This is a genomic window from Herbiconiux sp. 11R-BC, from assembly GCF_049472555.1.
Taxonomy (GTDB): Bacteria; Actinomycetota; Actinomycetes; order Actinomycetales; family Microbacteriaceae; genus Herbiconiux.
This window is the reverse complement of the sequence record NZ_JBCEBO010000003.1, coordinates 371,544-394,726: the sequence shown is the minus strand read 5'-3', so window position 1 is coordinate 394,726 and position 23,183 is coordinate 371,544. Positions and strand designations below refer to the sequence as shown.

19 protein-coding genes are annotated in these 23,183 nt (G+C 70.6%); 4 read left to right on the top strand and 15 right to left on the bottom strand.

Annotated elements, in window-relative coordinates:
- Position 1: 1 nt before the first annotated feature.
- From VD659_RS10385 to VD659_RS10375, 3 genes are read right to left on the bottom strand one after another with little or no spacing between them, the layout of a single operon-like run.
- A complete protein-coding gene (locus VD659_RS10385; protein ID WP_423261015.1) occupies positions 2–481 on the bottom strand; it encodes a MarR family winged helix-turn-helix transcriptional regulator in 480 nt (159 codons plus the stop codon).
- A gap of 58 nt (positions 482–539) precedes the next feature.
- Complete coding sequence (hisS, locus tag VD659_RS10380; RefSeq protein WP_423261014.1) at positions 540–1,883, bottom strand: histidine--tRNA ligase; 1,344 nt, start codon at positions 1,881–1,883, stop codon at positions 540–542.
- Between the two features lie 22 nt (positions 1,884–1,905).
- Positions 1,906–3,789, bottom strand: coding sequence for a cell wall-binding repeat-containing protein (locus tag VD659_RS10375; protein ID WP_423261013.1), 1,884 nt, complete (start codon positions 3,787–3,789; stop codon positions 1,906–1,908).
- A 170-nt stretch (positions 3,790–3,959) separates the two neighbouring features.
- Between VD659_RS10375 and VD659_RS10370 the strand changes: the two genes are divergently transcribed.
- Positions 3,960–4,940, top strand: a complete 981-nt coding sequence (locus VD659_RS10370) for an ABC transporter ATP-binding protein (RefSeq protein ID WP_423261012.1) — start codon at positions 3,960–3,962, stop codon at positions 4,938–4,940.
- Entirely contained in the window at positions 4,937–5,989 is a 1,053-nt protein-coding gene (locus VD659_RS10365; protein ID WP_423261010.1) for an ABC transporter permease, read from the top strand. The genes VD659_RS10370 and VD659_RS10365 overlap by 4 nt, the downstream gene beginning before the upstream one ends.
- Positions 5,990–6,016: 27 nt before the next feature.
- Here VD659_RS10365 and VD659_RS10360 read toward each other — a convergent pair whose 3' ends face one another.
- From VD659_RS10360 to VD659_RS10305, 12 genes are all read right to left on the bottom strand, one after another.
- Positions 6,017–7,951, bottom strand: coding sequence for a cell wall-binding repeat-containing protein (locus VD659_RS10360; protein WP_423261009.1), 1,935 nt, complete (start codon positions 7,949–7,951; stop codon positions 6,017–6,019).
- Between the two features lie 64 nt (positions 7,952–8,015).
- The gene (locus VD659_RS10355) at positions 8,016–8,732 is read right to left on the bottom strand and encodes a MazG family protein (RefSeq protein ID WP_423261008.1); all 717 of its coding nucleotides are present in this window, start codon (positions 8,730–8,732) and stop codon (positions 8,016–8,018) included.
- Between the two features lie 9 nt (positions 8,733–8,741).
- Positions 8,742–12,353, bottom strand: a complete 3,612-nt coding sequence (gene mfd / locus VD659_RS10350; RefSeq protein ID WP_423261007.1) for a transcription-repair coupling factor — start codon at positions 12,351–12,353, stop codon at positions 8,742–8,744.
- 226 nt (positions 12,354–12,579) lie between these two features.
- Positions 12,580–13,164: an aminoacyl-tRNA hydrolase gene (pth, locus tag VD659_RS10345; RefSeq protein ID WP_423261006.1), complete on the bottom strand. Its 585-nt coding sequence runs from the start codon at positions 13,162–13,164 to the stop codon at positions 12,580–12,582.
- A 46-nt stretch (positions 13,165–13,210) separates the two neighbouring features.
- Complete coding sequence (locus VD659_RS10340; protein ID WP_423261005.1) at positions 13,211–13,810, bottom strand: 50S ribosomal protein L25/general stress protein Ctc; 600 nt, start codon at positions 13,808–13,810, stop codon at positions 13,211–13,213.
- A 143-nt stretch (positions 13,811–13,953) separates the two neighbouring features.
- Positions 13,954–14,478, bottom strand: a complete 525-nt coding sequence (locus VD659_RS10335) for a gluconokinase (RefSeq protein WP_423261004.1) — start codon at positions 14,476–14,478, stop codon at positions 13,954–13,956.
- Entirely contained in the window at positions 14,475–15,539 is a 1,065-nt protein-coding gene (locus VD659_RS10330; protein WP_423261003.1) for a zinc-binding dehydrogenase, read from the bottom strand. The genes VD659_RS10335 and VD659_RS10330 overlap by 4 nt, the downstream gene beginning before the upstream one ends.
- Positions 15,529–16,302, bottom strand: coding sequence for an SDR family oxidoreductase (locus tag VD659_RS10325; protein ID WP_423261002.1), 774 nt, complete (start codon positions 16,300–16,302; stop codon positions 15,529–15,531). The genes VD659_RS10330 and VD659_RS10325 overlap by 11 nt, the downstream gene beginning before the upstream one ends.
- Before the next feature lie 88 nt (positions 16,303–16,390).
- Positions 16,391–17,161: a fumarylacetoacetate hydrolase family protein gene (locus VD659_RS10320; protein WP_423261001.1), complete on the bottom strand. Its 771-nt coding sequence runs from the start codon at positions 17,159–17,161 to the stop codon at positions 16,391–16,393.
- Position 17,162: 1 nt separating this feature from the next.
- Complete coding sequence (locus VD659_RS10315; RefSeq protein WP_423261000.1) at positions 17,163–18,590, bottom strand: MFS transporter; 1,428 nt, start codon at positions 18,588–18,590, stop codon at positions 17,163–17,165.
- A gap of 142 nt (positions 18,591–18,732) precedes the next feature.
- Complete coding sequence (locus VD659_RS10310) at positions 18,733–19,524, bottom strand: IclR family transcriptional regulator (protein ID WP_423260999.1); 792 nt, start codon at positions 19,522–19,524, stop codon at positions 18,733–18,735.
- A 29-nt stretch (positions 19,525–19,553) separates the two neighbouring features.
- Complete coding sequence (locus tag VD659_RS10305) at positions 19,554–20,612, bottom strand: D-2-hydroxyacid dehydrogenase (RefSeq protein WP_423260998.1); 1,059 nt, start codon at positions 20,610–20,612, stop codon at positions 19,554–19,556.
- Between the two features lie 92 nt (positions 20,613–20,704).
- Between VD659_RS10305 and VD659_RS10300 the strand changes: the two genes are divergently transcribed.
- Positions 20,705–21,616 (top strand): NAD(P)-dependent oxidoreductase, encoded by a 912-nt coding sequence (locus VD659_RS10300; protein ID WP_423260997.1) that lies wholly within the window; start codon positions 20,705–20,707, stop codon positions 21,614–21,616.
- Between the two features lie 79 nt (positions 21,617–21,695).
- Complete coding sequence (gndA, locus tag VD659_RS10295; RefSeq protein ID WP_423260996.1) at positions 21,696–23,159, top strand: NADP-dependent phosphogluconate dehydrogenase; 1,464 nt, start codon at positions 21,696–21,698, stop codon at positions 23,157–23,159.
- The last annotated feature ends 24 nt before the right edge of the window (positions 23,160–23,183 follow it).

The following is a 23,183-nucleotide window of genomic DNA, read 5'->3' as shown; positions in this document are numbered from 1 at the left end:
CCTAGGCCGCCCGCACGATCCGGTCGTCGCGCAGGTCGGTGGCCTCGTGCAGGAGGTCGACCGCGCGGCTGATCACGTCGAGCTCGGCGCCGTCGAGGTCGCTGAACATCGGGGCGAGCACCGAGCCGAGGCGGTCGCGCCAGTCCTGGAGGGCACGGATGCCCTTGGGGGCGAGGGCGATCTGCCAGGCGCGGGCGTCGTCGACGTCGGCGATGCGGCGGATCCACTCGACCTCGTTGAGGTTGGCGACGATCTTGGTCATCGTGGGCTGCGACACCCGGCTCTGCTTGGCGAGCTCGCCGAGGCGCATCGGGCCGAAGGAGCTGAGCACGCTGAGGGTGCGCCAGGTGGCGGGAGAGGTGGACTCGCCGGTCGCCTGAGCGGCGATGCGGGTGAGGCGGTGGGTGACCGACACGAGGTCGGAGAGGAGCTCGGAGAGTTCGGGAGACGGGGCAGTGGTGGTGGCTTCTAGGGTATTCACGGGAATCTATTTTACATAGCTCAACTATTCAATTGTCACTTTCCGCGAAATCCGTGCGTCAGGCCGGCGGATTCGTGCCCAAGGGCTTGAATTCGAGCTCTTCCGCCGCTGCCGTCTCGCGCCCCACGAGCGCGAAGGCGGTGAACCCGGATGCCGCGGCCCGGTCGAGCAGCGGCGTGAGGTTCTTGGTGCGGCGCTCGAGGCGCACCCGCTTGCCCTCTGCCACCAGCTGCTGTTTGAGCGCGAGCAGGCGCGTCGGGTCGGCGGCTTTGTCGTGCACCAGCACCACGGCATCCGTCTGCCCGTCGGCCGGATCGGCGATGAGGTCGATGATGCGCTCGAAGCCGATGGAGAAACCGCACGCGGGCACGTCTTCGCCGAGGAAGCGGCCGATCATGCCGTCGTAGCGGCCACCGCCGCCGAGAGAGAAGGTGAAGTCGGGGTGCTCGATCTCGAAGATGGTGCCGGTGTAGTAGCCCATGCCGCGCACGAGGAAGGGGTCGAAGACGAGGGCGCCCTCGATGTCGGCGTCGCGCAGGGCGGCACCGATCGCAGCGAGGCCGGCCACGGCATCCGGAGCGACACCGGCGGGGAGCGCTGCGGCCACCGACTCCGCCGTGAGCGGGGTCGACTCGACCGCGAGGGCGTCGGGGGCCGCCGCACCCGCTGCCGCGGCGGGCGGGCTGGCCTCGAAGTACTCCGCGAGAGCGTCGACCGCCGACGCGGTGGCGCCCTTCGAGCGGAGCTCGTCGACCACTCCCCCGGTGCCGATCTTGTCGAGCTTGTCGACGGTGATGAGCACGCCGGCGTGCTCGGCCGCGTCGAAGCCGAAGGCGTCGAGCATGCCGATGAGCAGGCGGCGGTCGTTGATGCGGATGCTGCAGCCCTCGAGCCCCAGGGCGTCGAGCGTGGCGAGGGTGGCGGTGAGCAGCTCGATCTCGGCGAGGATGCCGGCCTCGCCGATGATGTCGATGTCGCACTGCACGAACTGGCGGTAGCGGCCCTTCTGCGGGCGCTCGGCGCGCCAGACCGGGGCCACCTGCACGCTGCGGAACACCTGCGGCAGGTTCGCGCGGTGGGTCGCATAGAAGCGCGCGAGCGGCACCGTCAGATCGAAGCGGAGGCCCAGGTCGGCGAGCGCGTCGGGGTCGTCGGCGGCGGCGGCGCGCTGCAGGGCCTCGGCGTCGAGGCCGCGCTTCATCACGTTGAAGGCGAGCTTCTCGTTGTCGCCGCCGAGCCCGGCGTGCAGGCGGGCGAAGTCCTCGACCACCGGCGTCTCGATCTCGTCGAACCCGTGAGCGGCGTAGGTGGCGCGGATGACGCCGAGCGCCCGCTCCCTCTTGGCCTTGTCGGCGGGCAGGAAGTCGCGCATGCCGCGCGGCGGGGAGACGGGGGTTGCCATTGCTCGATTCTACCGAGGGCGCTCAGCTGCAGGCGCGGAGGTCCATCACGCCGGCGCCGAGGCTCGCCGGGCCGCCGAGCAGGGTGGTGCGCGCCACTCCCCAGTGCTCGAGGGCCGCATGGGCCGCGGTCGGCACGCAGTCCGGCCGCACCAGCAGCAGCGGCGCGTGCCGGGAGGCCGCGAGCACGCCGCCGGTGAGCGCATCGGGGAAGTTCGAGCCGGTCGCTACGAAGGCTTCCGTGGCGGTCGGGAAGAAGCGCGTATTCACGGCCGTGGCCACGGCGAAGCGGTCGGCGCCACCGATCCGCTCGAGCGAGGGCGCCACGGAGGAGAGCTGCGCCTCGATGCCCGGCGAAACAGACACCGGACCGCCGACGATCACGATCTTCTTAGCGCCCAGCCGTCTGATAGCCGCGATCGTGGCCTGATCAACGACTTGCTGGGATCCCGGCACCAGGAGAACGGGCGCTCCCTGGCTGGCGGCGGCAGGCACCGCGGCGAGCGCGTCGGGGAAGTTCTCGCCGGTGGCGACGAAGACGGTGGCGGCTGAGCCCTCCGGGAAGTACGCCCACGCCACACGTTGCGAGACCGCGTAGCGGTCCGGCCCGTCGAGAGTGAAGATGCTGTTCGTGCCGCCCTGGTCGGCGATGCCGTAGCTCATGGCCGGGTCGATGGACTGCTGGCCGCCGACCGGCCTGACCTCGGCGACCTGCACCCGTTGCGCCTCGCTCGCCACGCCGACGACCGCCGGGTCGACGAAGGAGGTGTGCGGTAGCAGCAGCAGATCCCCACCCGCCTGAGCCGTGGCCGCGGCCGCACTGAGTGCGTCGGCGAACTTGTCTCCGGCGGCGAGCGCGAGCGTCACATCCTTCCCCGGATGCTCGGCCACCGGAAAGAGCACGCGACTGAAGGCGATGGCGCCCCAATAGCGGTCGGCGGCGGCGATGCGCGTCGTCACTCCTGGGCCCGCGCTCGGACGATGATCGACCACGAACCGCGTGCCGATCTGCACCGAGGTCCCCTCGAGGGAGCCACTCGTCGTCAACCACATCCGGTGGTTCAGGAGCGGACTCAGCGCCTGCTCCGACGGAATCGTCACGGCGGTGCTCAAACCGGATGCGTCGACCACGGTGGCCGCGGGGACCGTCGTGGTGACATCCCACTCGCTCGACAGTGCGGTCGTCGCCCCAGCCTCGAGGGGCAGCCCGCCCGCGAGCGACACCGTGTCGCCGGCGAAGACATGCAGGTCCGGCCCGGAATCCACCCAGTAGCGCACCGACGAGGAGTAATTTGCGGCGCCGGCGAAATCCACGACGCGGGAGACGTCCGTGGCACCCGGACCACCGACGGAGAAACCGATACCGATGATCCCGCTCGAGAGGTACGAGCTCGCGTGCTCCGTCGGCGGCAAGACGACGCCGGCCGGCGTCGGCCGGGAACTGCGGAGGACCAGGAAGTAGTCCGGGGAACCATTGGGCCTCGGGCCGCCGACGGGTGAACCGAAATACCCGTCGGGAACCTCGACGTCCACAGTGCGGGCGACCCGATCGACCGAGGAGACCGTCAGTGCTGAGTTATGGGCACCATTCAGCTGCGCCGTGATCGGCGAGTCGAAGTCGAAGAGTGCGCGAGGCACGGTGACGGTGATGTGGCGGGTCGTCGACGGCAACGGCACGGACGGGTCCGCATTCCATCTCGCTTCGAGACGCTGCTGCCAGGGAACCCCGATCGGCAGGGAGCCCGGCGCGAGTGCCGGAATCGAGGCCGGTGCGGCCGCCCGCACCGGTGCGGCCACTGCCGCGGTGGTGCCGATCAGAGCGCCCGCCATCGTCGAGGCGATGACGGCGAGCGCGATGGTGCGCCCCGCCCGCCCGCGTGCTGCATCCGCACCGAATTTCCATGACACGTTCGTCCACCCCCGAAGACCGGCGAACCCGTTGCCGAAGATATCGACAGATGTTGCCTCGCAGCCGTTATATCACGCCGGATGCGCGATCGCGGGTGCGCGGCGGGCTGGTCATCAGCTGTCGAGCGGCCCTAGACTCGAGATTCGCCGCGAGACACCCTGGAGGCCCCGTGACGCAGTATTCCCAGCCGTTTCCGAGCGCGGTGCCGGGCGCATCCGGTGGCCCGGCGTCGACCGGCATCGTCGTCGATGACGTGCGGCGCTCCTTCGGCTCGGTGCACGCCGTGCGCTCGGTGAGCTTCGAGGCGCGACCCGGCTCGATCACGGCGCTCATCGGCCCGAACGGCTCGGGCAAGACCACGCTGCTGCTGATGCTCGCGACCCTGCTGCGGCCCGACGCGGGCAGCATCCGGATCGCCGGCATCGACCCGGTGACCGAGCCGCATCGCGTACGCCCCCTGATCGGCTGGATGCCCGACGCCCTCGGCTCCTGGAACAACCTCACCGTGCGCTCGGCCCTGCAGATGACCCACCGGATGTACGGCCACGACCGCGCCGCATCCGCTGTCCGCGCCGAGCAGCTGATCGAGCTCGTCGACCTGGTCGAGCTCGCCGACCGGCCCACGCGGGTGCTCTCGCGCGGCCAGAAGCAGAAGCTGAGCCTCGCCCGCGCGCTCACGAACGACCCGGCGGTGCTGCTGCTGGACGAACCGGCATCCGGGCTCGACCCCGTGGCGCGAATCGAACTGCGCGAGCTGCTGCTCGGGCTCGCCGCCCAGGGGCGCACCATCCTGCTCTCGAGCCACGTGCTCGCCGAGCTCGACGAGGTCGCCACCGACGCCGTCTACCTCGACCACGGCGTCACGGCCTCGACCGAGGCGGTGGCACGGGCCCGAGCCACCGCGCGCTCCTGGCGCATCAAGGCGCTCGAAGGCGCGCAGCTCGGGCCGGCCCTGGAGGGCATCGGCGTCGACCGGGCGCGCATCAGCACCGACAGCCAGGGCTTCTCGGTCACCATGACCGACGAAGCGGATGCGGCGGCCGTGCTGAGCGCGCTGGTGGCGGCCGGAACGCGGGTCACCTGGTTCGCGCCGGCCACCGGCGAGCTCGAGCGCACGCTGCTCGACCTGACGAACGGAGATGCGGCATGAGCGCGTTCCTGCGCGGGGTCGGACTCATCGTCGCCCTCGAACTCAAGCAGCGCGTGCGCGGGGTGGCGTGGTACGTCATCCTCGGCGTGTTCTTCGGACTCATCGCGGTGGTCACCGTCGGCGTCTGGGTGATCACGGGCGGCTGGGGCACGAGCGGCGGCGCGCTGTTCTCCTCGGTGGTCTACTTCGTGCTGCTGCTGTCGAGCCTCATCTCGCCGGCGCTCAGCGGCAACGCCATCAACGGCGAGCGCGAGGGCGGAACCCTCGCGACCATCCAGGTCACCGCCATCACCACGGGGCAGATCGTCGTCGGCAAGTGGCTCGCCGCGTGGCTGGCCTCGCTCGCCCTGCTCGTGGTGACGCTGCCGTTCCTGGCGATCGCCGTCGGCATCGGCGCGGTGTCGGCCGCCACGGTGGCCTCCTCGCTCGCCATCCTCACCGCCGAGCTCGGCGTGTTCGCGGCGCTCGGCGTCGGGCTCTCCGGCCTCATCCGCAAGCCGCTGTTCTCCGTGGTGGTGAGCTACCTCGTGGTCGCCGCGCTCAGCATCGGCACCCTGATCGCCTTCGCCATCGGCGGCGCGGTCACCCAGACGACCGTGACGCAGACCACCCTCGAGTCCAACTACTCGGTCGACGGCAGCCCGCTGGCCGGGTGTGCCACGCTCTCGACGAGCACCTACTCCGCGCCCCGCTTCGATCTCTACTGGGGCCTGCTCGCCGCGAACCCCTACGTCGTGGTGGCGGACGCCTCCTACGGCGACTTCACGTCGACCGGTCAGCCCAACGACCTCTTCGGCACGATCGCCTACGGTGTGCGGCAGGCCCAGATCCCGCCCGAGACCGAGCGCTTCGACGACTACTGCCACGCGAGCGGCAACGGCTACACCGATGACCGGCCGACGCCGCAGGAGGCCATGCGCTCGGGGGTGCCGAGCTGGTTCGTGGGGCTCGCGATCCAGGCCGTGCTCGGGGCCGCCGCGTTGTTCGGGGCGTGGCGGTTCACCCGCACGCCGTCGGGGCGCCTGGCTTCGGGCAGCCGCGTCGCCTGAGCGGGCGAGGCGCAGGCGGGTGGCCGGTCAGCCGCAGCGCCGAAGCTCCTGAACGGCGGAGGTGAGCGTGGCCGAGCCGCCGAGCAGCGTCACCTGCGTGACGTGCGACGCCGCCATGCTGTCGAGAACGCCTCCGGGCACACAGTCGGCCTGGGCGAGGTAGAGCGGAGCGCCTTGGGCGCCCGCGAGCACGCCCCCGGGGAGGGCATCGGCGAAGGCCTGACCTGAGGCCAGGTAAGCCGTGCTCGCGCGGGGGAAGTACGCGGCATTGATGGCCTGCGAGACGGCGTAGCGGTCGGCGCCGCCGAAGCGGGTGACGGATGCTCCCGGCAGCAGGGCGCGCAACTCCCCCTCGATCGCGGGTGACACGCTTTCGGGCCCCCCGACGATCACGGCCCGGCGCGTGCCCAGTTGGGCGAGCAGTGCCCGCGTGGCGTCGCCGATCGTTCCGGAGCTGCCGTCGACGAGCACGACCGGGGCCTTCTGCGACGCGGCCGCCGGCACCGACGAGAGCGCATCCGCGAAGGACCGACCGGTCGCGATGAAGACGGTCGGCGCGCCGGTGGCTCCCCAGCCGTACGAGGCGATGTTGCGCGACACCTCGAAGCGGTCGGCGCCCTCGATCTTCTCGGTGAAGAAGTGGGCACCCTGGCCTTGGGTCAGGGCCCAGTACCAGATGTACGGCAGCGACGCGTCTCCGCCGATCTCCACGAGCTTCGACGCCCCGGCCCCGGTGCCGGTGACGTCGACGTAGTCGATCGCATGGTTCAGTTGCGATGGGTCGGCCGTGCCGAGGGCCACCGGCCTCCCCTGCATCGCCGCGAGCGGTGCGACGCTGAGCGCATCGGCGAAGTTCTGACCGGAGGCCAAGTAGATCGTGTCGATCGGATGCGGCACCAGCGCTTTGGAGATCTCGTAGGCCCCCATGAAGCGGTCCTGACCCGCGATCCGCGACACCGAGACGGGCGTCGCCAAGGTGGGCGCACTCCCGAGCATGGCAGGCAGCCTGACCACCGACTCGTCGATGCCGTTCCGCACCGCCACGCCGAGCACAACGGAACCGCTGCCGCCCAGCGCAGCGCTGACGTCGAAGTCCGTGGGTATCGACACGGACACCGGAACCAGCCCGTTCCTGGTCGGCGCACCGGCCTCGGCAGGCACGGGCGTCGGCGGGTCCGACCAGATGTTGCCCGACTCGACGCGCGCGGTGGTGCCCCCGTCGCTACCGGACGCAGGCACCATGACCGTGAACTGCGATCCGGGCGACAGCCAGGCCGGCACCGGGGAGTCGATCCAGTACGTGTTGCTCGAGGTGAAAGTGTCGGCTTTCGCCGGATCCAGCGAGAGGACCGTCGTCGTGGGAGCCGTGCCGGCATCCGGAGGCACCGGGCTGAAGCTGCCTTTCAGGTCGATCGTGTCGGAGAGTGGCCCCGTCGACTGGATCTTGCTCTGGGACGGCGCTCCGACTCGGGCCCAGTAGTTGACCGTCGCCGAGATGTGGAAGGTGTAGTAGGGGTTCCCCGAGGCGTCGATGAGGGGATCCAGATTCGGGCCGTCCAGCGATCCGCTCTTCAGCGGCGCGTCGATGGAGGTCGCGCCCGCCGGGACCGTAATCAGGCCGTGGGAGCGCGGGTTTCCGGGTCCACCGCTCACGTTGTAGGAGTACGTCGTGATGCCGAGCGCGACGGCTTGGGGAGGGAGCTCGAAACGCAGGGTGGTGGTCGACGTGGGAACGAGCGGTTCAGGCGCGCCGGGGGTGTAGCCGTAGTCCCCCAGAACCGTGCGACTGTAGGGGTCGGTCGAGGGAGCGCTGACCGGGGTGGGAGCGGTGGCGAGTGCGGTCGCGGGGGCAGTGGTGGCCGTGGCGGTGGCGCTCGCGTGCGCTGACGCGGCAGGCACCACGAGCATCCCGATCAGGAGGACGGCGGCCTCGCCGATGACCCAGCTCGTCTTGCTTCGCATTGCTCCCCCGGCCTCACGATCATCACTCGTCGCATAGCCTACGGGTTCGCGATACCCGCCAGCGTCACTCGGTCGAGCCGGGCGGGGCGGTCGGCAGGCCGATGACGCCCGCGTCGGAGGCCGCGAGGGCCTCCGCCTCCACGATCTCGGCGCGGAGCGTGCGGAGCGTGGAACGGAGGGCGCGCTCCGCGTCGAGGCCCTGCGCCTTCGCCGAGGCGACGATCGCGAGCAGCAGGCCGCCGAGCTCCTCCTCGTTCTCCACCGGGATCGCGGCCGGCGCATCCTTCTCGAGCAGGCCGACCTTCTGGGCCTTGCCGAGCAGCTTGTCGGCGAGCGCGAGCGAGGGCATGCCGAGCGGGATGCCGTCGAGCACGCTCGTGCGGGCCGGCTTCTCGCGCGCCTTGAACGAGTCCCAGGCGTTCTCCACGTCGCCGGCGGTGGCGAGGTCGAGATCGCCGAAGACGTGCGGATGCCGCCCCACCATCTTCGCGGTCATGTGCGCCGCCACGTCCTGGAGGTCGAACTCCTCCCCCGGCGTGTGCGCCGCGATGTCGGCGTGGAACACCACCTGGTACAGCACGTCGCCGAGCTCCTCGATCATCTCCTCGCGAGATCCGGCCTCGATCGCGTCGATGAGTTCGTGGGTCTCCTCGGTGAGGTACTGCACGAGGCTCTCGTGGGTCTGCTCGGCGTCCCACGGGCAGCCGCCCGGCGCCCGCAGCAGCGCGGTCACCGCGACGAGCTGGTCGAGCTTGGTGGGCGCATCCGGAATCTCTGCCATGCAGCGATGCTAGCTCGGGGTGGGGGCCTTCGCCGGGGCGAAGATGGCGTCGAGGAGCTGGTCGACCCAGGCGATGAGCTCGGCGTCGGCGAGGGGCTTGCCGTCGACGACGGGCATCTGCACCGAGACCGAGCTGGTCTGCGCGAAGTACTTCGAGCCCGGGTACAGGCGCTTGAGGCGCACCTGAATGGAGTCGGGCAGATCGGCGGGCGCGATGCGCAGGTTCGAGCCCATGGTCACCACTTCGCTGAGGTTCGACTTCTGGGCCTTGCGGCGCAGCCGCGAGACGGCGATGAGCGAGGTGAGTTGCGCGGGCGGCTCGCCGTAGCGGTCGGTGAGCTCCTCGATCACGCGGTCGATCGAGTCGTCGGAGGCCGTCGGCGACGAGGCCGTCGAGAGCTTCTGGTAGGCCTCGAGGCGCAGGCGCTCGCTGTCGACGTAGTCCTCGGGGATGTGCGCATCCACCGGCAGCTCGAGCCGCAGCTCGGTCTGGCCCTCGGCGACGTCGCCGCGGAAGGTGGAGACGGCCTCGCCGATCATCCGCAGGTAGAGGTCGAAGCCGACGCCCGCGATGTGGCCGGCCTGCTCGCCGCCGAGCAGGTTGCCGGCGCCGCGGATCTCGAGGTCTTTCAGCGCCACCTGGATACCCGAGCCGAGCTCGTTGTTCGCCGCCAGGGTCGACAGGCGATCGTTCGCGGTCTCGCTGAGCGGCTTGTGCTCGTCGAACAGCAGGTAGGCGTACGCCCGCTCGCGCCCGCGGCCGACGCGCCCTCGCAGCTGGTGCAGCTGCGAGAGCCCGTATTTGTCGGCCCGGTCGACGATCAGGGTGTTCGCGTTCGCGATGTCGATGCCGGTCTCGATGATCGTGGTCGACACGAGCACGTCGAACTTGCGCTCCCAGAAATCGACGATCACCTGCTCGAGCACGTGCTCGTTCATCTGCCCGTGCGCCACCGCGATGCGCGCCTCGGGCACCAGCTCGGCCAGCTGGGCGGCGACGCGGTTGATCGACGAGACCCGGTTGTGCACGAAGAACACCTGGCCCTCGCGCAACAGCTCACGCCGGATGGCGGCCGAGACCTGCTTGTCGGAGCAGGGCCCCACGAAGGTGAGGATCGGATGCCGGTCCTCCGGCGGCGTCGCGAGCGTCGACATCTCGCGGATGCCGGTGACCGCCATCTCGAGCGTGCGCGGGATGGGCGTGGCGCTCATCGCGAGGATGTCGACGTTGGTCTTGAGCTTCTTCAGCTGGTCCTTGTGCTCCACGCCGAAGCGCTGCTCCTCGTCGATGATGAGCAGCCCCAGGTCTTTGAAGGCGATGTTGTCGCTCAGGATGCGATGGGTCGCGATCACGATGTCGACCGTGCCGTCGGCGAGCCCCGCGATGGTCTCCTTCGTCTCCTTGTCGGTCTGGAAGCGGCTGAGCGCCTTCAGGTGCACCGGGAAGCCGGCGAAACGCTCGGCGAAGGTCTCCATGTGCTGACGCACCAGCAGAGTGGTGGGGACGAGCATGGCGACCTGCTTGCCGTCCTGGATCGCCTTGAACGCGGCCCGGATGGCGATCTCGGTCTTGCCGAAGCCGACGTCGCCGGAGAGCAGCCGGTCCATCGGGATCGGCCGCTCCATGTCGGCCTTCACCTCGTCGATCACGGTGAGCTGGTCGGGCGTCTCCTGGAACGGGAACGACTCCTCCAGCTCGTGCTGCCACGGGGTGTCGGGGCCGAACGCGTGCCCCTTGCTGGCCATGCGGGCCGAGTAGAGCTTGACGAGTTCGACCGCGATGTCGCGCACCGCCTTGCGGGCCTTGCTCTTCGCGCCGGCCCAGTCGCTGCCGCCCATCTTGCTGAGCGCGGGGGCCTCGCCGCCCACGTAGCGGCTCAGAAGGTCGAGCTGGTCGGTGGGCACGTAGAGCTTGTCGCCCGGGTAGCCGCGCTTGCTCGGCGCGTACTCGATCACGAGATATTCACGGGTGGTCTTCACGGCGTTTCGGCCGCCGGATGACACCTCCCGCTGCGTCAGTTCGAGGAACTTGCCGATGCCGTGCGTCTGGTGCACCACGAAGTCTCCGGTCTTCAGCTGCAGCGGGTCGACCACGTTCTTGCGGCGGCTGGCGAGCTTCTTCACCTGGCGGGTGTCGTAGCCGATGGTGCGCCCGTAGAACTCCGTCTCCCCGATCAGGGCGAGCTTCAGCTCGGGCAGCTCGAAGCCGTGCTCCACCGCGGCCTTCAGCAGGTAGGCGACGCCGGTGTCGGGAGCGGCCGGGAAGTCGTCGACCAGGCGAGCCGGCACCTCGCGCTCGGCGAGCACGTCCGCGGCCCGCTCGACCAGCCCCTGACCCTTCGCGGCCACCGCCACGATCCAGCCCTCGGCGAGGCGCGAGGCGACATGCTGGATGGCGCCCTCCGCGTTGCCCTGGAAGCTGGGCACCGCATCCGCGGCGATGCGCAGCGTAAGGTGCTCTTCGAGTTCACGGTGCTCGGGCAAGACCTCGTCTTCTGCAGGCCCCTGCTGGAACTCGCTCAGGGTCCACCAGGCCCGGCCGGTGCCGGCGGCGTGACGGAGTGCGTTCAGGGTGATGAACTCACCCGAGGCGAGATCGATCGGGGCCTCGGCGCCCGCGGTGGCCGCCGTCCAGGCGGCGGCGAGGAACTCCCGGTTCGTCTCGGAGAGGTTGACGGCGCGGGTGGCGACGCGCTCCGGGCTGACCACGGCGACCGCTGCGCCCTCCGGCAGGTAGTGCGCGACGGTGACCAGGTGGTCGAGCAGCGCCGGCGCGAGCGATTCCATGCCCTCGACCGGGATCCCCTCGGCGATCTTCTCGAGCATGCCCGCGAGGCTCGGGAACTCGTGCTGCATCTCTCGCGCGCGCTGGCGCACGGCGTCGTCGAGCAGCAGTTCGCGGCTCGGCGGCAGGCTCACGCTGCCCACCGCATCCGGCAGCGAGCGCTGGTCGGCCACCGAGAACGCACGGATCTCCTCGACCTCGTCGCCGAAGAAGTCGACGCGGTACGGATGCTCCGCCACGGGCGGGAACACGTCGAGGATGCCGCCGCGCACGGCGTACTCGCCGCGGCGGGTGACCATGTCGACCCGGGAGTAGGCGAGCTCGACGAGCTGCACCGAGAGCGCCGAGAGGTCGAAGCCGCGGGCGCCCTTCTGCAACACGATCGGCTCGAGCTCGGTGAGGTTCGCGGCCAGCGGCTGCAGGGCGGCGCGCACGGAGGCGACGACCACCAGCGGCGCCGGGTTCTCGCCGTTGTCGCGGGCGCGCTGCCAGAGCACCAGCCGGCGCAGCGCCTGGATGCGCTTGCCGACGATCTCGGCGCTCGGGCTCAGCCGCTCGTGCGGGAGCGTCTCCCAGGCGGGGAACTCGATGATCGAGGCGTCGGGGGCGAAGCATCCGAGGGTCTCGCGCAGTTTCTCGGACTCGCGCCCGGTGGCGGTGACCACGAGCACGACGGCGGGCAGATCGCGCTCGACCCGGCGCGCGAGCATCGCCGCCAGGAAGGGCGCCCGGATGCCTTCGGGAAGCGAGAAGTCGCTGTCACGGCCGGCATTCGCCAGGGCCTTCTCCACCGTGGAGGCGCGCGCGAGTACGTCGATAATCCCGTGGAGAGTCACCCGTCGAGTTTACGCGCCCCCACCGACACCCCGGCCCGGAGGCCCCCACGCCCGACGGCCCGCCCCCGGTGGGCAGCCCCCTCGTCTCCAAAAACAAGGAGTTTCCAGCCGACACGCCGGTCGCGGGCTTCGGCCAGTCGGCGAGTCGGCTGGAAACTCCTTGTTTTTGGAGGGAAGGGAGACGGAGAGGGGCGGAGGGGGCGGCCGGCCGGGCCGGACGGGGCGGTCAGGCCGTGTGGACCTTCAGTTGGGCGGCCGTGAGACCGGAGCCCGCGATGAGCTCGACGGCGTCGGCCGCGTCGGAGACGAGGTTCGGGAGCGTCTGGCGCTCGACCGAGGAGAAGTTCTGCAGCACGAAGTCCGCCGCCTGCATGCGGCCGGGCGGGCGGCCGATGCCCACCCGCACGCGCAGGAAGTCGGAGCTGCCGGTGGCGGCGATGATGTCACGCAGGCCGTTGTGCCCGCCATGGCCGCCGCCCTGCTTGAGCTTGAGGGTGTCGAACGGGATGTCGAGCTCGTCGTGCACCACGATGAGCTGCTCCGGCGGGAGGTCGTAGAACTTCAGCAGGCCGTTGACGGGGCCGCCCGAGACGTTCATGTAGGTGTTCGGCTTCGCGAGTACGAAGCGGGGGCCGCCCGGAACGACACGGCCCTCGGCCACCTGGGCGTTGGCCTTGTGGGTCTTGAACGAGGCGCGCATCCGGTCGGCCAGCTCGGCCACGACCATCTGCCCCACGTTGTGCCTGTTGGCGGCGTAGCCGGGCCCGGGGTTGCCGAGCCCGACTACGAGCCAGAGATCTGCTGCGCTCACGAGGTCAGCTCAGATCTGTTCAGACGATTCGAGGAATCGGACGCGACTACTCGGCGCTCTCAGCGGCCGGGGCGGCCTCGCCCTCGGCGCCCTCTTCGCTCTCGCCCGCGGCCGGCACGGTGATGCCGACGACGACGAGGTCTTCCTCGCTGATGAGGGTCGAGCCGGCGGGCAGCACGAGGTCCTTCGCGTGCACGAGGGTGCCCTCTTCGAGGCCCTCGATCGAGACGACGACGCGCTCGGGGATGTTGGTGGCCTCGGCCTCGAGCAGCACCGTGTTGGTGTCCTGCGTGGCGATGGTGCCGGGGTACGACTCGCCCTCGAGGTGGATCGGGACCTCGATCTGCACCTTCTCGCCCTTGCGCACGACGATGAGGTCGATGTGCTCGATGATCTGGAGAACCGGGTCCTTCTGCACGTCCTTCACGAGCGCGAGCGACTGAGTGCCCTCGATGTCGAGCTCGAGCACCTGGTTCGCCTTGCGCAGGATGAGTGCGGTCTGGTGACCGGGCAGCGTGATGTGCTGCGGCTCGGTGCCGTGACCGTAGATGACGGCGGGGATCTTGCCGATGGCGCGGATGCGGCGGGCCGCTCCCTTGCCGAAGGTGGTGCGGATCTCTGCAGAGACCTTGGTGTCGTCAGCCATGATGTACTCCTTCGCGAGCCGCTGGGCCCGCATTCGATGATTCGATTTCAACTCGACCGCATGAAGCGAGAGGAAAGACGTGAGCCCAGTCCACCGCGTCGATAACGGATGCTCGCGATCGCACGCGCATCCCTCGCCGAAGTTCAGTCGCCCAGCTTAGCGCATCGGGGTCGGAGCAGACGAACGACGTCGTCGACCAGCGCCCCGGGGGGCAGCGCGACGTCGAGGGCGGCTCCCTTCTCGTCGTCGCCGAGGGGCTCCACGAGGGCGAGCTGCGACTCCAGGAGCGACGCCGGCATGTAGTGCGCGGTGCGGGCGGTGATCCGCTCGGTGAGGAGCTCGCGCGAACCGGTGAGCTGCACGAAGGCGGCGTCGGGCGCGATGAGCCGGATGCGGTCGCGGTAGATCCGCCGCAGAGCGGAGCAGGCCACGACGACGCCCTCGGGCGGTGCATCCCGCAGCACGGCGGCCACGCGGTCGAGCCACGGCCAGCGGTCGAGGTCGGTGAGCGGCACCCCGCTGGCCATGGTGGCCACGGCGGCGGCGCTGTGCAGCTCGTCGGCGTCGACGAATCCGGCGCCCAGCCGGGCGGCGAGAGCCCGGCCGACCGTGCTCTTGCCGGCGCCGCTGACACCGCCCACGACGATGCGCAGAGGCGGGCCGTTCACGAGAACCTCAGCAGCACCTTGCCGGAGCGCTCCGGCTCGAGCGCGACGCCGAAGGCCTCGAGCGCCTCGTCGAGGCCGAACTCGTGCGTCACGACCCCGGCGACGTCGAGGGAGCCGTCGGCGAGCGCCGCGAGCACCTCGTCGATCTCGTCGTTGAACCGGAACGAGCCCACCAGGTCGAGCTCGCGGGCGATGGCCACCGACATCGGCACCGGCTGCTCGCCGGGCGGGAGCAGGCCGACCATCACCACGCGGCCGCCCCGGGTGGTGGCCGAGATGGCCGAGGCGAGACCCTGCGGACTGCCTGACGACTCGATCGCGACATCGACGTCGAGCGCGGCGATGGCCGCGGCGTCGACAGCCCGGATGGCGCGGGTCGCCCCGAGCGCGAGAGCCGCGGCGAGCGGCCGCTCGAACAGGTCGACGGCCACGATCTGCGCAGCGCCGGCCCGCTTCAGCACGGCCACCACGAGGGCCCCGATGGGCCCGCTGCCGACGACGAGCACCGTCTTTCCGGCCACGTCGCCGGCCCGGGAGACGGCGTGCCAGGCCACGGCCGCGGGCTCGGCGAGTGCGGCGGCGCGCAGCGACAGCCCCGCGGGCAGTTCGCGCAGCATCCGGCTCGGCAGGGTCACGAAGCGCGCGAACGCTCCGTCGGTGTGCGGTCGGTGCGCGGCACTGCCGAGGTAGCTGCCGCCCGGAGAGAGGTTGGGGCGTTCTGCCGGATGCCGTGGACCGCCGGCGGGGACGGGAGTGCCCGGGCCCGCCGGATGCACCGCGACCGCCGACCCGAGCCCCGGCCCGGAGCCGTCGGCGGCCGCCCGCACCACGGTGCCCACGACCTCGTGCCCGAGCACGAGCGGGTCGACGAGCTGCGAGAGACCCGCCGCCCCGTGCCTCCAGTAGTGCAGGTCGGAGCCGCAGATGCCGCCGTAGGCGATCTCCAGCACCGCGTCACCCGGCCCGGGGGCGGCGACCGGCACCGACTCGACCCGGAGGTCGCCCGCGGCGTGCGCCACGACGGCGGGCGTGACGGACGGGATGCGCGTGTCAGACGACAACGGTCATCCCCCCGTCGACGAACACGACCTGGCCGTTGACGTAGTCGGAGCCGTCGGAGCTCAGCCACACCGCGGGCCCCGCCAGATCGGCCGGAGTCCCCCAGCGGGCGGCGGGCGTGCGGCCGAGGATCCAGCTGTTGAAGGCCTCGTCGTCGACCAGCTTCTGGGTCATCTCGGTGTGGATGTACCCGGGCGCGATCCCGTTGATCTGCAGCCCGGATGACGCCCACTCGGCCGTCATCGCCCGCGTGAGGTTGCGCAGTCCGCCCTTCGCCGCCGTATAGGCGCCGATCGTGGGACGGGCGAGCTCGGTCTGCACGGAGCAGATGTTGACGATCTTCCCGGCGCCGCGCGGAACCATGTGGCGGGCGACCGCGCGGCCCACCAGGAACGCGCTCGTGAGGTCGGCGCGCAGCACGCGGTCCCAGTCGGCCGGATCGAGGTCGAGGAGCGGCACGCGATGCTGCACCCCGGCGTTGTTCACCAGGATGCGCAGAGGCCCGGCCTCGCGCTCGAGGCGATCGACCGCTTCGTCGACGGCCGCCGGGTCGGTCACGTCGAATGCCGAGGCGAACACGCGGCTCTCGCCGAACTCGGCGGCGAACTCGGCCCGCGTCGTCTCGAGACGGTCGGGGTCGAGGCCGTTGAGCACGATCGAGGCGCCCGCCTCAGCGAGACCGTGGGCGATCGACCGCCCGATCCCCCGACTGGAGCCGGTGACGAGGGCGAGGCGCCCGGTGAGATCGAAGAGCGGGGAGGTCACGTGATGCCGGCTTTCTGGTCGGAGTGCTGGAGGGTTCGGACGGAGCGGCGCCCCGGATGCGCGAGCGCGCGGATCGACGTCGCGTGCGTCACGCGGCGGGCAGCGCGGCGCGCCGGCGCCCGGCGACCACCTCGTTCTCGAGGGTTCCGATGCCCTCGATGGTGATGGCGACGCGGTCACCGGGGCGGGTGGGCGCCGAGGTGTTCGGGGCGCCGGTGAGGATGACGTCGCCGGGCCCGAGCGTCGTCGTCGACGTGATGTACACGAGCTGCTCGACGACGTTCCAGCCGAGATCCGCCGTCGAGGCGTGCGCCTGCACCGCGCCGCCGATCCGCACCTCGATGGCGTGCGGCGCGTCGACGGCGAGAGCTGTCTCGATCCATGGTCCGATGGGCGTGTAGCCGTCGCCGTTCTTGGCCTGCAGGAGCTTGTCGTCGAGAGCGATCTGATCGACCGCCGTCACGTCGTTGCCGATCGTGAAGCCGAGAACGTGGGCGAGCGCGTTCTCGGGAGTGAGGTGGCGGGCCGTGCGCCCGATCACGAGCGCGAGCTCGCCCTCGACCACGACGGTGCCGATGCCCTCGTCGAGCACGATCGGATCGCCGGGCGCCGTCGCCGTGCGGGCCGACTTGTGGAAGGCCTGCGGCGGGAGCTGCCGATCGGCCGCCGAGCTGTTGTGCGCGAGACCGAGGATCACCCGCGGTTCCACCGGGGCGAGCAAAGGCGTCGTGCCGGCGGGATGCCGCTCGCCTGTGCGCTCGAGAGGCTCGGCGAACAGGTCGCGCACCACGGCCCACTCCTCGCCGTCGAGCACGGCGGGCTTCGGCCCGTCAGCGGTGAGGATTCGTGCGAGGCGCATCTCAGACCCTTCCGGCGAGGTTGCGGTGGTGTTCGCGGCGCGACACCGTGGCGGTGGGGCGCGACGTCACGTCGTCGTAGCTGTCGTTCAGCGCGTCCGTGGTGAGGGTCAGGTCTCGTGCCCGGGTCTCCGGGGTGACGAGCGTGGCCCAGAGCGTGATGGCGGTCAGCACCATGACGTACAGCGCGAGCGGGATCCACGATCCGCCGAAGGCGCCGATGAGCAGAGCCCCGATGAACGGGGCGATGCCGCCGGCGATGACGGCGCTGAACTCGCGCGAGATCGCGACGCCGATGTAGCGGTGCCGGTTGCCGAACAGCTCCGGGAGCGTGGCGCACTGAGCGCCGAGCATCACGTTCACGCCGATGCCGTAGGTGATGGCCAGAACCACGATGATGAGCACCGGGTTGCCCAACGAGAAGAGGTACCAGGCCGGCAGGGCGAGCACGAGCTGGATGATGGAGCCGGCGCGGTAGACCTTCATCCGGCCGAACCGGTCGCTGAGGAGCCCGGCGAACGGGATGACGAAGATGCCGAGCCCGGCGCCGATGGCGATCGCGAGCGGGCCCGCCCAGGGCTGCGTTCCGACGATGGTGGTGACGAAGCTGACGGCGAGGGTCTGGTAGAGCGCCGAGCCGCCGTTCTCGCCCAGGCGCAGGCCGATGCCGCGCAGGATCGAGCGCCACGACTGCGAGAACACCTCGGTGAAGGGGTTCTTGGCGACCTGCTCCTGCTTCTCGAGCTGGATGAAGGTGGGGCTCTCGCGCAGCCGGAGGCGGATGAACAGGGCGATGGCGATGAGGAAGATCGAGGCGAGGAAGGGGATGCGCCAGAGCCAGTCGACCACGACCTGGTGGTCGGCGAGGCCGAGCAGAGCGAACACGCCGGAGGCGAGGATGGTGCCCACCATGATGCCGACGAACGGCAGCGCGGCGAAGTAGCCGCGGCGCCGGGCCGGCGCGTACTCGGCCATCAGCACGGTGGCCCCCGCCTGCTCCGCTCCGGCGCCGAAGCCCTGCAGCACGCGCAGGAGCACCAGCAGGATGGGCGCCCAGACGCCGATCTGCTCCCCGGTGGGGAGCACGCCGATCAGAGTGCTGGACCCGCCCATCAGCGCGATGGTGACGGTCAGCACCCATTTGCGGCCGAGCCGGTCGCCGATGGTGCCGAAGAACAGGCCGCCGAAGGGGCGGGCGAAGAAGCCCACGGCGTAGGTGGCGAAGCCGGCGGCGATGCCGGCCGCCGCACCGAACGCCGGAAAGAAGACCTGGCCGAAGATCAGCGCCGAGGCCAGGCCGTACAGCGCGAAGTCGTAGTACTCGAGCGCACTGCCGACGCTCGAGGCGAGGGTGGCGCGGCGCAGATTCGCCGCGTACTCCGGGTCGGTATTGCCCCGTGGAGGTGTGGTACCGGAAGCAGCGTTGCTCATGGTGACGTCCTTCAGCCGACCGCCTCAGCCGGAACGGGTGTCTCGGCCTCGAGCGGGAATTGTCGTGCGGATGGTCATCCGCATCCACAATCTAACACTGGGCTGAACAGCATTCAATATGCTGAACGCTTAATTCTTCTCGTCAGAGCGATTCGGGCACCAGAACCGGCGCGGTCAGCGCACGCGCGGCCTGATCGAGAGCGGCCAGGACCTCGGCGCGCGACTCCTCGCCGGTGTCGGGCGCCACGAGGGAGACGCCGATCGCGAACGAGGGATCGGCCGCCTTGGCCGCCGGGATCACCACGGCGATGCCCACGACACTCGGATGCACCTCCCCGGCGTCCAGCGCGAATCCGCGCTCGCGAGTGAGCCGCAGCTTCTCCTGGAGTGCCTCCAGGGTGGCAGTGGAGTTCTCGGTGAAGGTGACCAGGTGCCGGCCGCCCTCGTAGATGGCCGCGACCTGGCCGGGATCCAGCTCGGCGAGGAGCGCGGTTCCGACCGCCGTCGACGACGCCGGGTAGCGGTCTCCGACGCTCGCCGACATCGGGAAGCGGTCCTGCCCCTCGTAGACGGCCAGATACAGCACTCGCGGCCCGTCGAGCATGGCGATCTGCACCAGACGCCCCGAGAGGGCCGGGTTCTCCTCGCAGATGCGGTAGAACTCGCGCACCTGGTCGAACGACGAGAGGTACGCGCTGCCGAGTTCGACCGTGCGGCGGCCGAGCACGTAGCCACCCCCGGAGCGGCGGATGAGACGCCCCTCCTCGAGCGCGGCGCAGAGGTTCGAGGTCGAGGACTTCGCGATGCCGAGTTCGCGCGCGATGTCGCTCAGGGTGCGGATCTGGGCGCGCGATTCGGCCAGGTAGTCCAAGATGCGCAGGGCCCGCACGACGGCGGGCGCCGCCGCGCCCGCCCCGCTCTCCAGCTCCGACATGGGTGCCCCTCTCCGCCAACCGGCCGCGATCAGTAGAACTCGACAGTATCGACTCTGTTGATGAGTTCCGCGCCGTCGAGCAGCCGGGTCGCGTTCTCGGCGAAGAGCTCGGCGATCAAGCGGTCCTCGGCGGAGTTGAGGGCCGCGGTGTGCGGACTGATCACCACGCGAGGGTCATCCCAGAGCGGGCTGTCGGGGGCGAGAGGCTCCGACGCGAACACGTCGAGCGCCGCGAAGCCCACCCGACCCGAGCGGAGGGCGGCGATGAGCGCCTCCTCGTCGACGACCGTTCCGCGCCCGACGCTCACGAAGCTCGCGCCCGGCTTCAACGACTCGAAGAACTCCCGGCCCACGAGGTTCTCGGTCGCCGCGGTTCCGGGTAGCGTCACGACGACGCCGTCGAGCTCCGGGGCGACCCGGGCGATCTGATCGGGGTGCACGACGACGTCGACGTTCTCGACGGCACTCTCGTGCCGGCTCGTGCCCGTGACGTGCGCGCCGAGAGCCGAGAGCTTGCGCGCGGTCGCCCGGCCGATGCTGCCGAGGCCGACCACCAGGATCCGCTGCTCGGAGATGAGGCCCATGGTCCAGCGGTCGCCCCACTCATGGCGCCGTTGCTGCTCGAGCAGCCGCGGGAGCGACTTCGCCCCCGCGAAGAGCCCGAAGAGCGCGTACTCGGCCAGGGGCTCGGAGTGCACGCCCGCCGAGGTGGAGAAGGCGATGCGCTGCAGTTGGCCGTCGGAGAGCCCGGCAGCCTTCACCTGTGCTCCGCCGCCGGCGGGCATGGTCTGCACCCAGCGCAGCCGCGGGTTCGCGTCGGCGACCCGCTTCAGCAGTGGAGGCCGCTCGTCGGGCACCCCGTACAGGGCTTCGGCCGAATCGAGGAGGGATTCGAAGCGCGCCTGCTGCGCCGGCGTGCGCTCGAACGCGGGGTCGCCCGCGTGGTCTCCCGGGAAACGCTGCGGATGCAGCAGCTCCGGCTCCCACACGAACTCGATCCGGGGCTCTCGTGCGGTGATGAGATCGACGAGCTCCCGCTCGATGGGCGTGGCCGCCACGACCCGAAGACTCGATGGATTGCTCGTCACGTCGCTCGCTCTTTTCTCTCGCCGGGAGCACAATTGACCCACAGCTTAGCTCATTGTTCACAATAATGAACCGCGTTCGCTATGCTGAACGCATGACGACGACGACATCACTCCCCCGGAGTGCCACGACGGGTTTCATCGGGCTCGGCAACATGGGGTCCCCGATGGCGCAGAACCTCGCCGCCGGCGCACCGGGTTCGGTCGTGGTGACGGGGCGTTCCCGGGAGCGGGCACGGCGCGTGATCGACGCCGGCGCCGCGTGGGCGGAGAGCCCCCGGGAGCTCGTCGATCGTGCCTCGGTGGTGCTGCTCATGGTGCCCGATCTGCCCGAGGTGGAATCGCTCCTGCTGCGCGAGGACGGCCTGCTCGCGTCCGGGGCCGACGACGCGATCGTCGTGGTGTGCTCCACGGTGTCGGCCGACGGCATCCGGTCTCTCGCGGAGCGGGTGCGGGCGGAGTCGGATGGCCGGGTGCGTCTGGTGGATGCGCCCGTCAGCGGGGGCACGGAGGGTGCGGAAGCCGCCACCCTGTCGATCATGGTCGGCGGGGAGACCCCCGACGTCGATCTCGTGCTGCCCGTTCTCCGGCGACTCGGGGCCCCCGTGCACCTCGGACCGCTGGGCGCCGGCTGCGTGGCCAAGAGCTGCAACCAGATGATCGTCGCAGCCACCATGACCGCGATCGCCGAGGCCTGCGTGGTGGCCGAGCGCAGCGGTCTCGAGCTCGCCGCGCTGCTGCCGGTGCTCGCCCGCGGCTATGCGGGCAGCCGGGTGCTCGAGACGAAGTGGGAGCGGATCGTCGCCCACGACTACACCCTGGGCGGCGCCGCCGCCTACATGGCGAAAGACCTGCGCTTCGCCTCCGCCGCCGCGGCGGCGACCGCCACCGCGACCCCGCAGCTCGACGCCCTGCTCGGCGTCTTCACCGATCTCACGGAGCGCGGGATGGGCGCCGACGACGTGGCCGTGATCCACCGCTGGGTTCGCGAGACTGCCAGAATATGAGAGGCAGCGGCACCCCTCCGCGCCCACAGGCCCGACGACATCGAGACCACATGTCGATCACACATGCAGGGAAGGCACCATGACAGAGAAGAACACCACCGCCCAGGCCAACATCGGAGTCGTCGGGATGGCGGTGATGGGGTCGAACCTGGCCCGCAACCTCGCCAGCCGCGAGGGGAACACCGTCGCCGTCTACAACCGCTCGCCCGAGCGCACCCGCAAGCTGGTCGCCGAGCATCCGGAAGCCGGCTTCGTGGCCTCCGAATCGGTCGACGACTTCGTGGCCTCGCTCGCCAAGCCACGCACCGCGATCATCATGGTGCAGGCCGGCGCCGGCACGGATGCGGTCATCTCCGAGCTCGCCGCCCGTTTCGAGCCCGGAGACATCATCGTCGACGGCGGCAACGCGAACTTCCACGACACCATCCGCCGCGAGAAGGACATCTCGGCCACCGGCATCCACTTCGTCGGCACCGGCATCTCCGGCGGCGAGGAGGGTGCCCTGAACGGCCCCTCGATCATGCCCGGTGGCACCGCTGAGGCCTACGAGACGCTCGGCCCCATCCTCGCCTCGATCGCCGCGGTCGCCGAGGGCGAGCCCTGCGTGACCCACATCGGAACCGACGGCGCCGGTCACTTCGTGAAGATGGTGCACAACGGCATCGAGTACGCGGACATGCAGCTCATCGCCGAGGCCTACGACCTGCTCCGCACCCTCACCAAGCGCGAGCCGGCCGAGATCGCCGAGGTCTTCGAGGCCTGGAACTCGGGCGACCTCGAGTCGTACCTGATCGAGATCACCGCCGAGGTGCTGCGCCAGGTGGACGCGTCGACCGGCAAGCCGTTCATCGACATCGTGCTCGACCAGGCCGGCGCCAAGGGCACGGGCTCGTGGACCGTGCAGAACGCGCTCGACCTCGGTGTGCCGGTCGGCGGCATCGCCGAAGCCGTCTTCGCCCGCTCGCTCTCCTCGAAGCCGGCGCAGCGCGCCGCCGTGCAGGCGACGATCAAGGCCCGGCCCGCGGTGGTCGAGGTCGACGTCGACAGCTTCGCCGACGACATCCGCGCCGCGCTCTACGCCTCGAAGGTGGTGGCCTACGCGCAGGGCTTCGACGAGATCATCGCCGGCGCCCAGCAGTACGGCTGGAACATCGACAAGGGTGCGATCGCGAAGATCTGGCGCGCGGGCTGCATCATCCGCGCGCAGTTCCTCAACCGCATCGTCGAGGCCTACGAGAAGAACCCGGAGCTCGAGACGCTTCTCGAAGACCCGTACTTCGCGGAGGCCGTGGCCTCGGGCGAGGAGGCCTGGCGCCGCGTGGTGTCGACCGCCGCGCTCTCGGGCGTGCCGGTTCCCGGCTTCGGTGCGGCGCTGTCGTACTACGACTCCCTGTCGGTGCCGCGTCTGCCCGCCGCCCTCGTGCAGGGGCAGCGCGACTTCTTCGGAGCGCACACCTACAAGCGCGTCGACCGTGAGGGTACCTTCCACACCCTCTGGTCGGGCGACCGCACCGAGATCGAGAGCGAGCCCTCCACCCACTAGCCGCACCCTCCCCAGACTCGTCAC

Coding starts and splice junctions, on each gene's coding strand:
- VD659_RS10360 (WP_423261009.1), bottom strand. CDS start 7,951: ATGCGAAGCAAGACGAGCTGGGTCATCGGCGAGGCCGCCGTCCTCCTG.
- VD659_RS10365 (WP_423261010.1), top strand. CDS start 4,937: ATGAGCGCGTTCCTGCGCGGGGTCGGACTCATCGTCGCCCTCGAACTC.
- VD659_RS10300 (WP_423260997.1), top strand. CDS start 20,705: ATGACGACGACGACATCACTCCCCCGGAGTGCCACGACGGGTTTCATC.
- VD659_RS10315 (WP_423261000.1), bottom strand. CDS start 18,590: ATGAGCAACGCTGCTTCCGGTACCACACCTCCACGGGGCAATACCGAC.
- VD659_RS10340 (WP_423261005.1), bottom strand. CDS start 13,810: ATGGCTGACGACACCAAGGTCTCTGCAGAGATCCGCACCACCTTCGGC.
- gndA (WP_423260996.1), top strand. CDS start 21,696: ATGACAGAGAAGAACACCACCGCCCAGGCCAACATCGGAGTCGTCGGG.
- hisS (WP_423261014.1), bottom strand. CDS start 1,883: ATGGCAACCCCCGTCTCCCCGCCGCGCGGCATGCGCGACTTCCTGCCC.
- VD659_RS10310 (WP_423260999.1), bottom strand. CDS start 19,524: ATGTCGGAGCTGGAGAGCGGGGCGGGCGCGGCGGCGCCCGCCGTCGTG.
- VD659_RS10355 (WP_423261008.1), bottom strand. CDS start 8,732: ATGGCAGAGATTCCGGATGCGCCCACCAAGCTCGACCAGCTCGTCGCG.
- VD659_RS10320 (WP_423261001.1), bottom strand. CDS start 17,161: ATGCGCCTCGCACGAATCCTCACCGCTGACGGGCCGAAGCCCGCCGTG.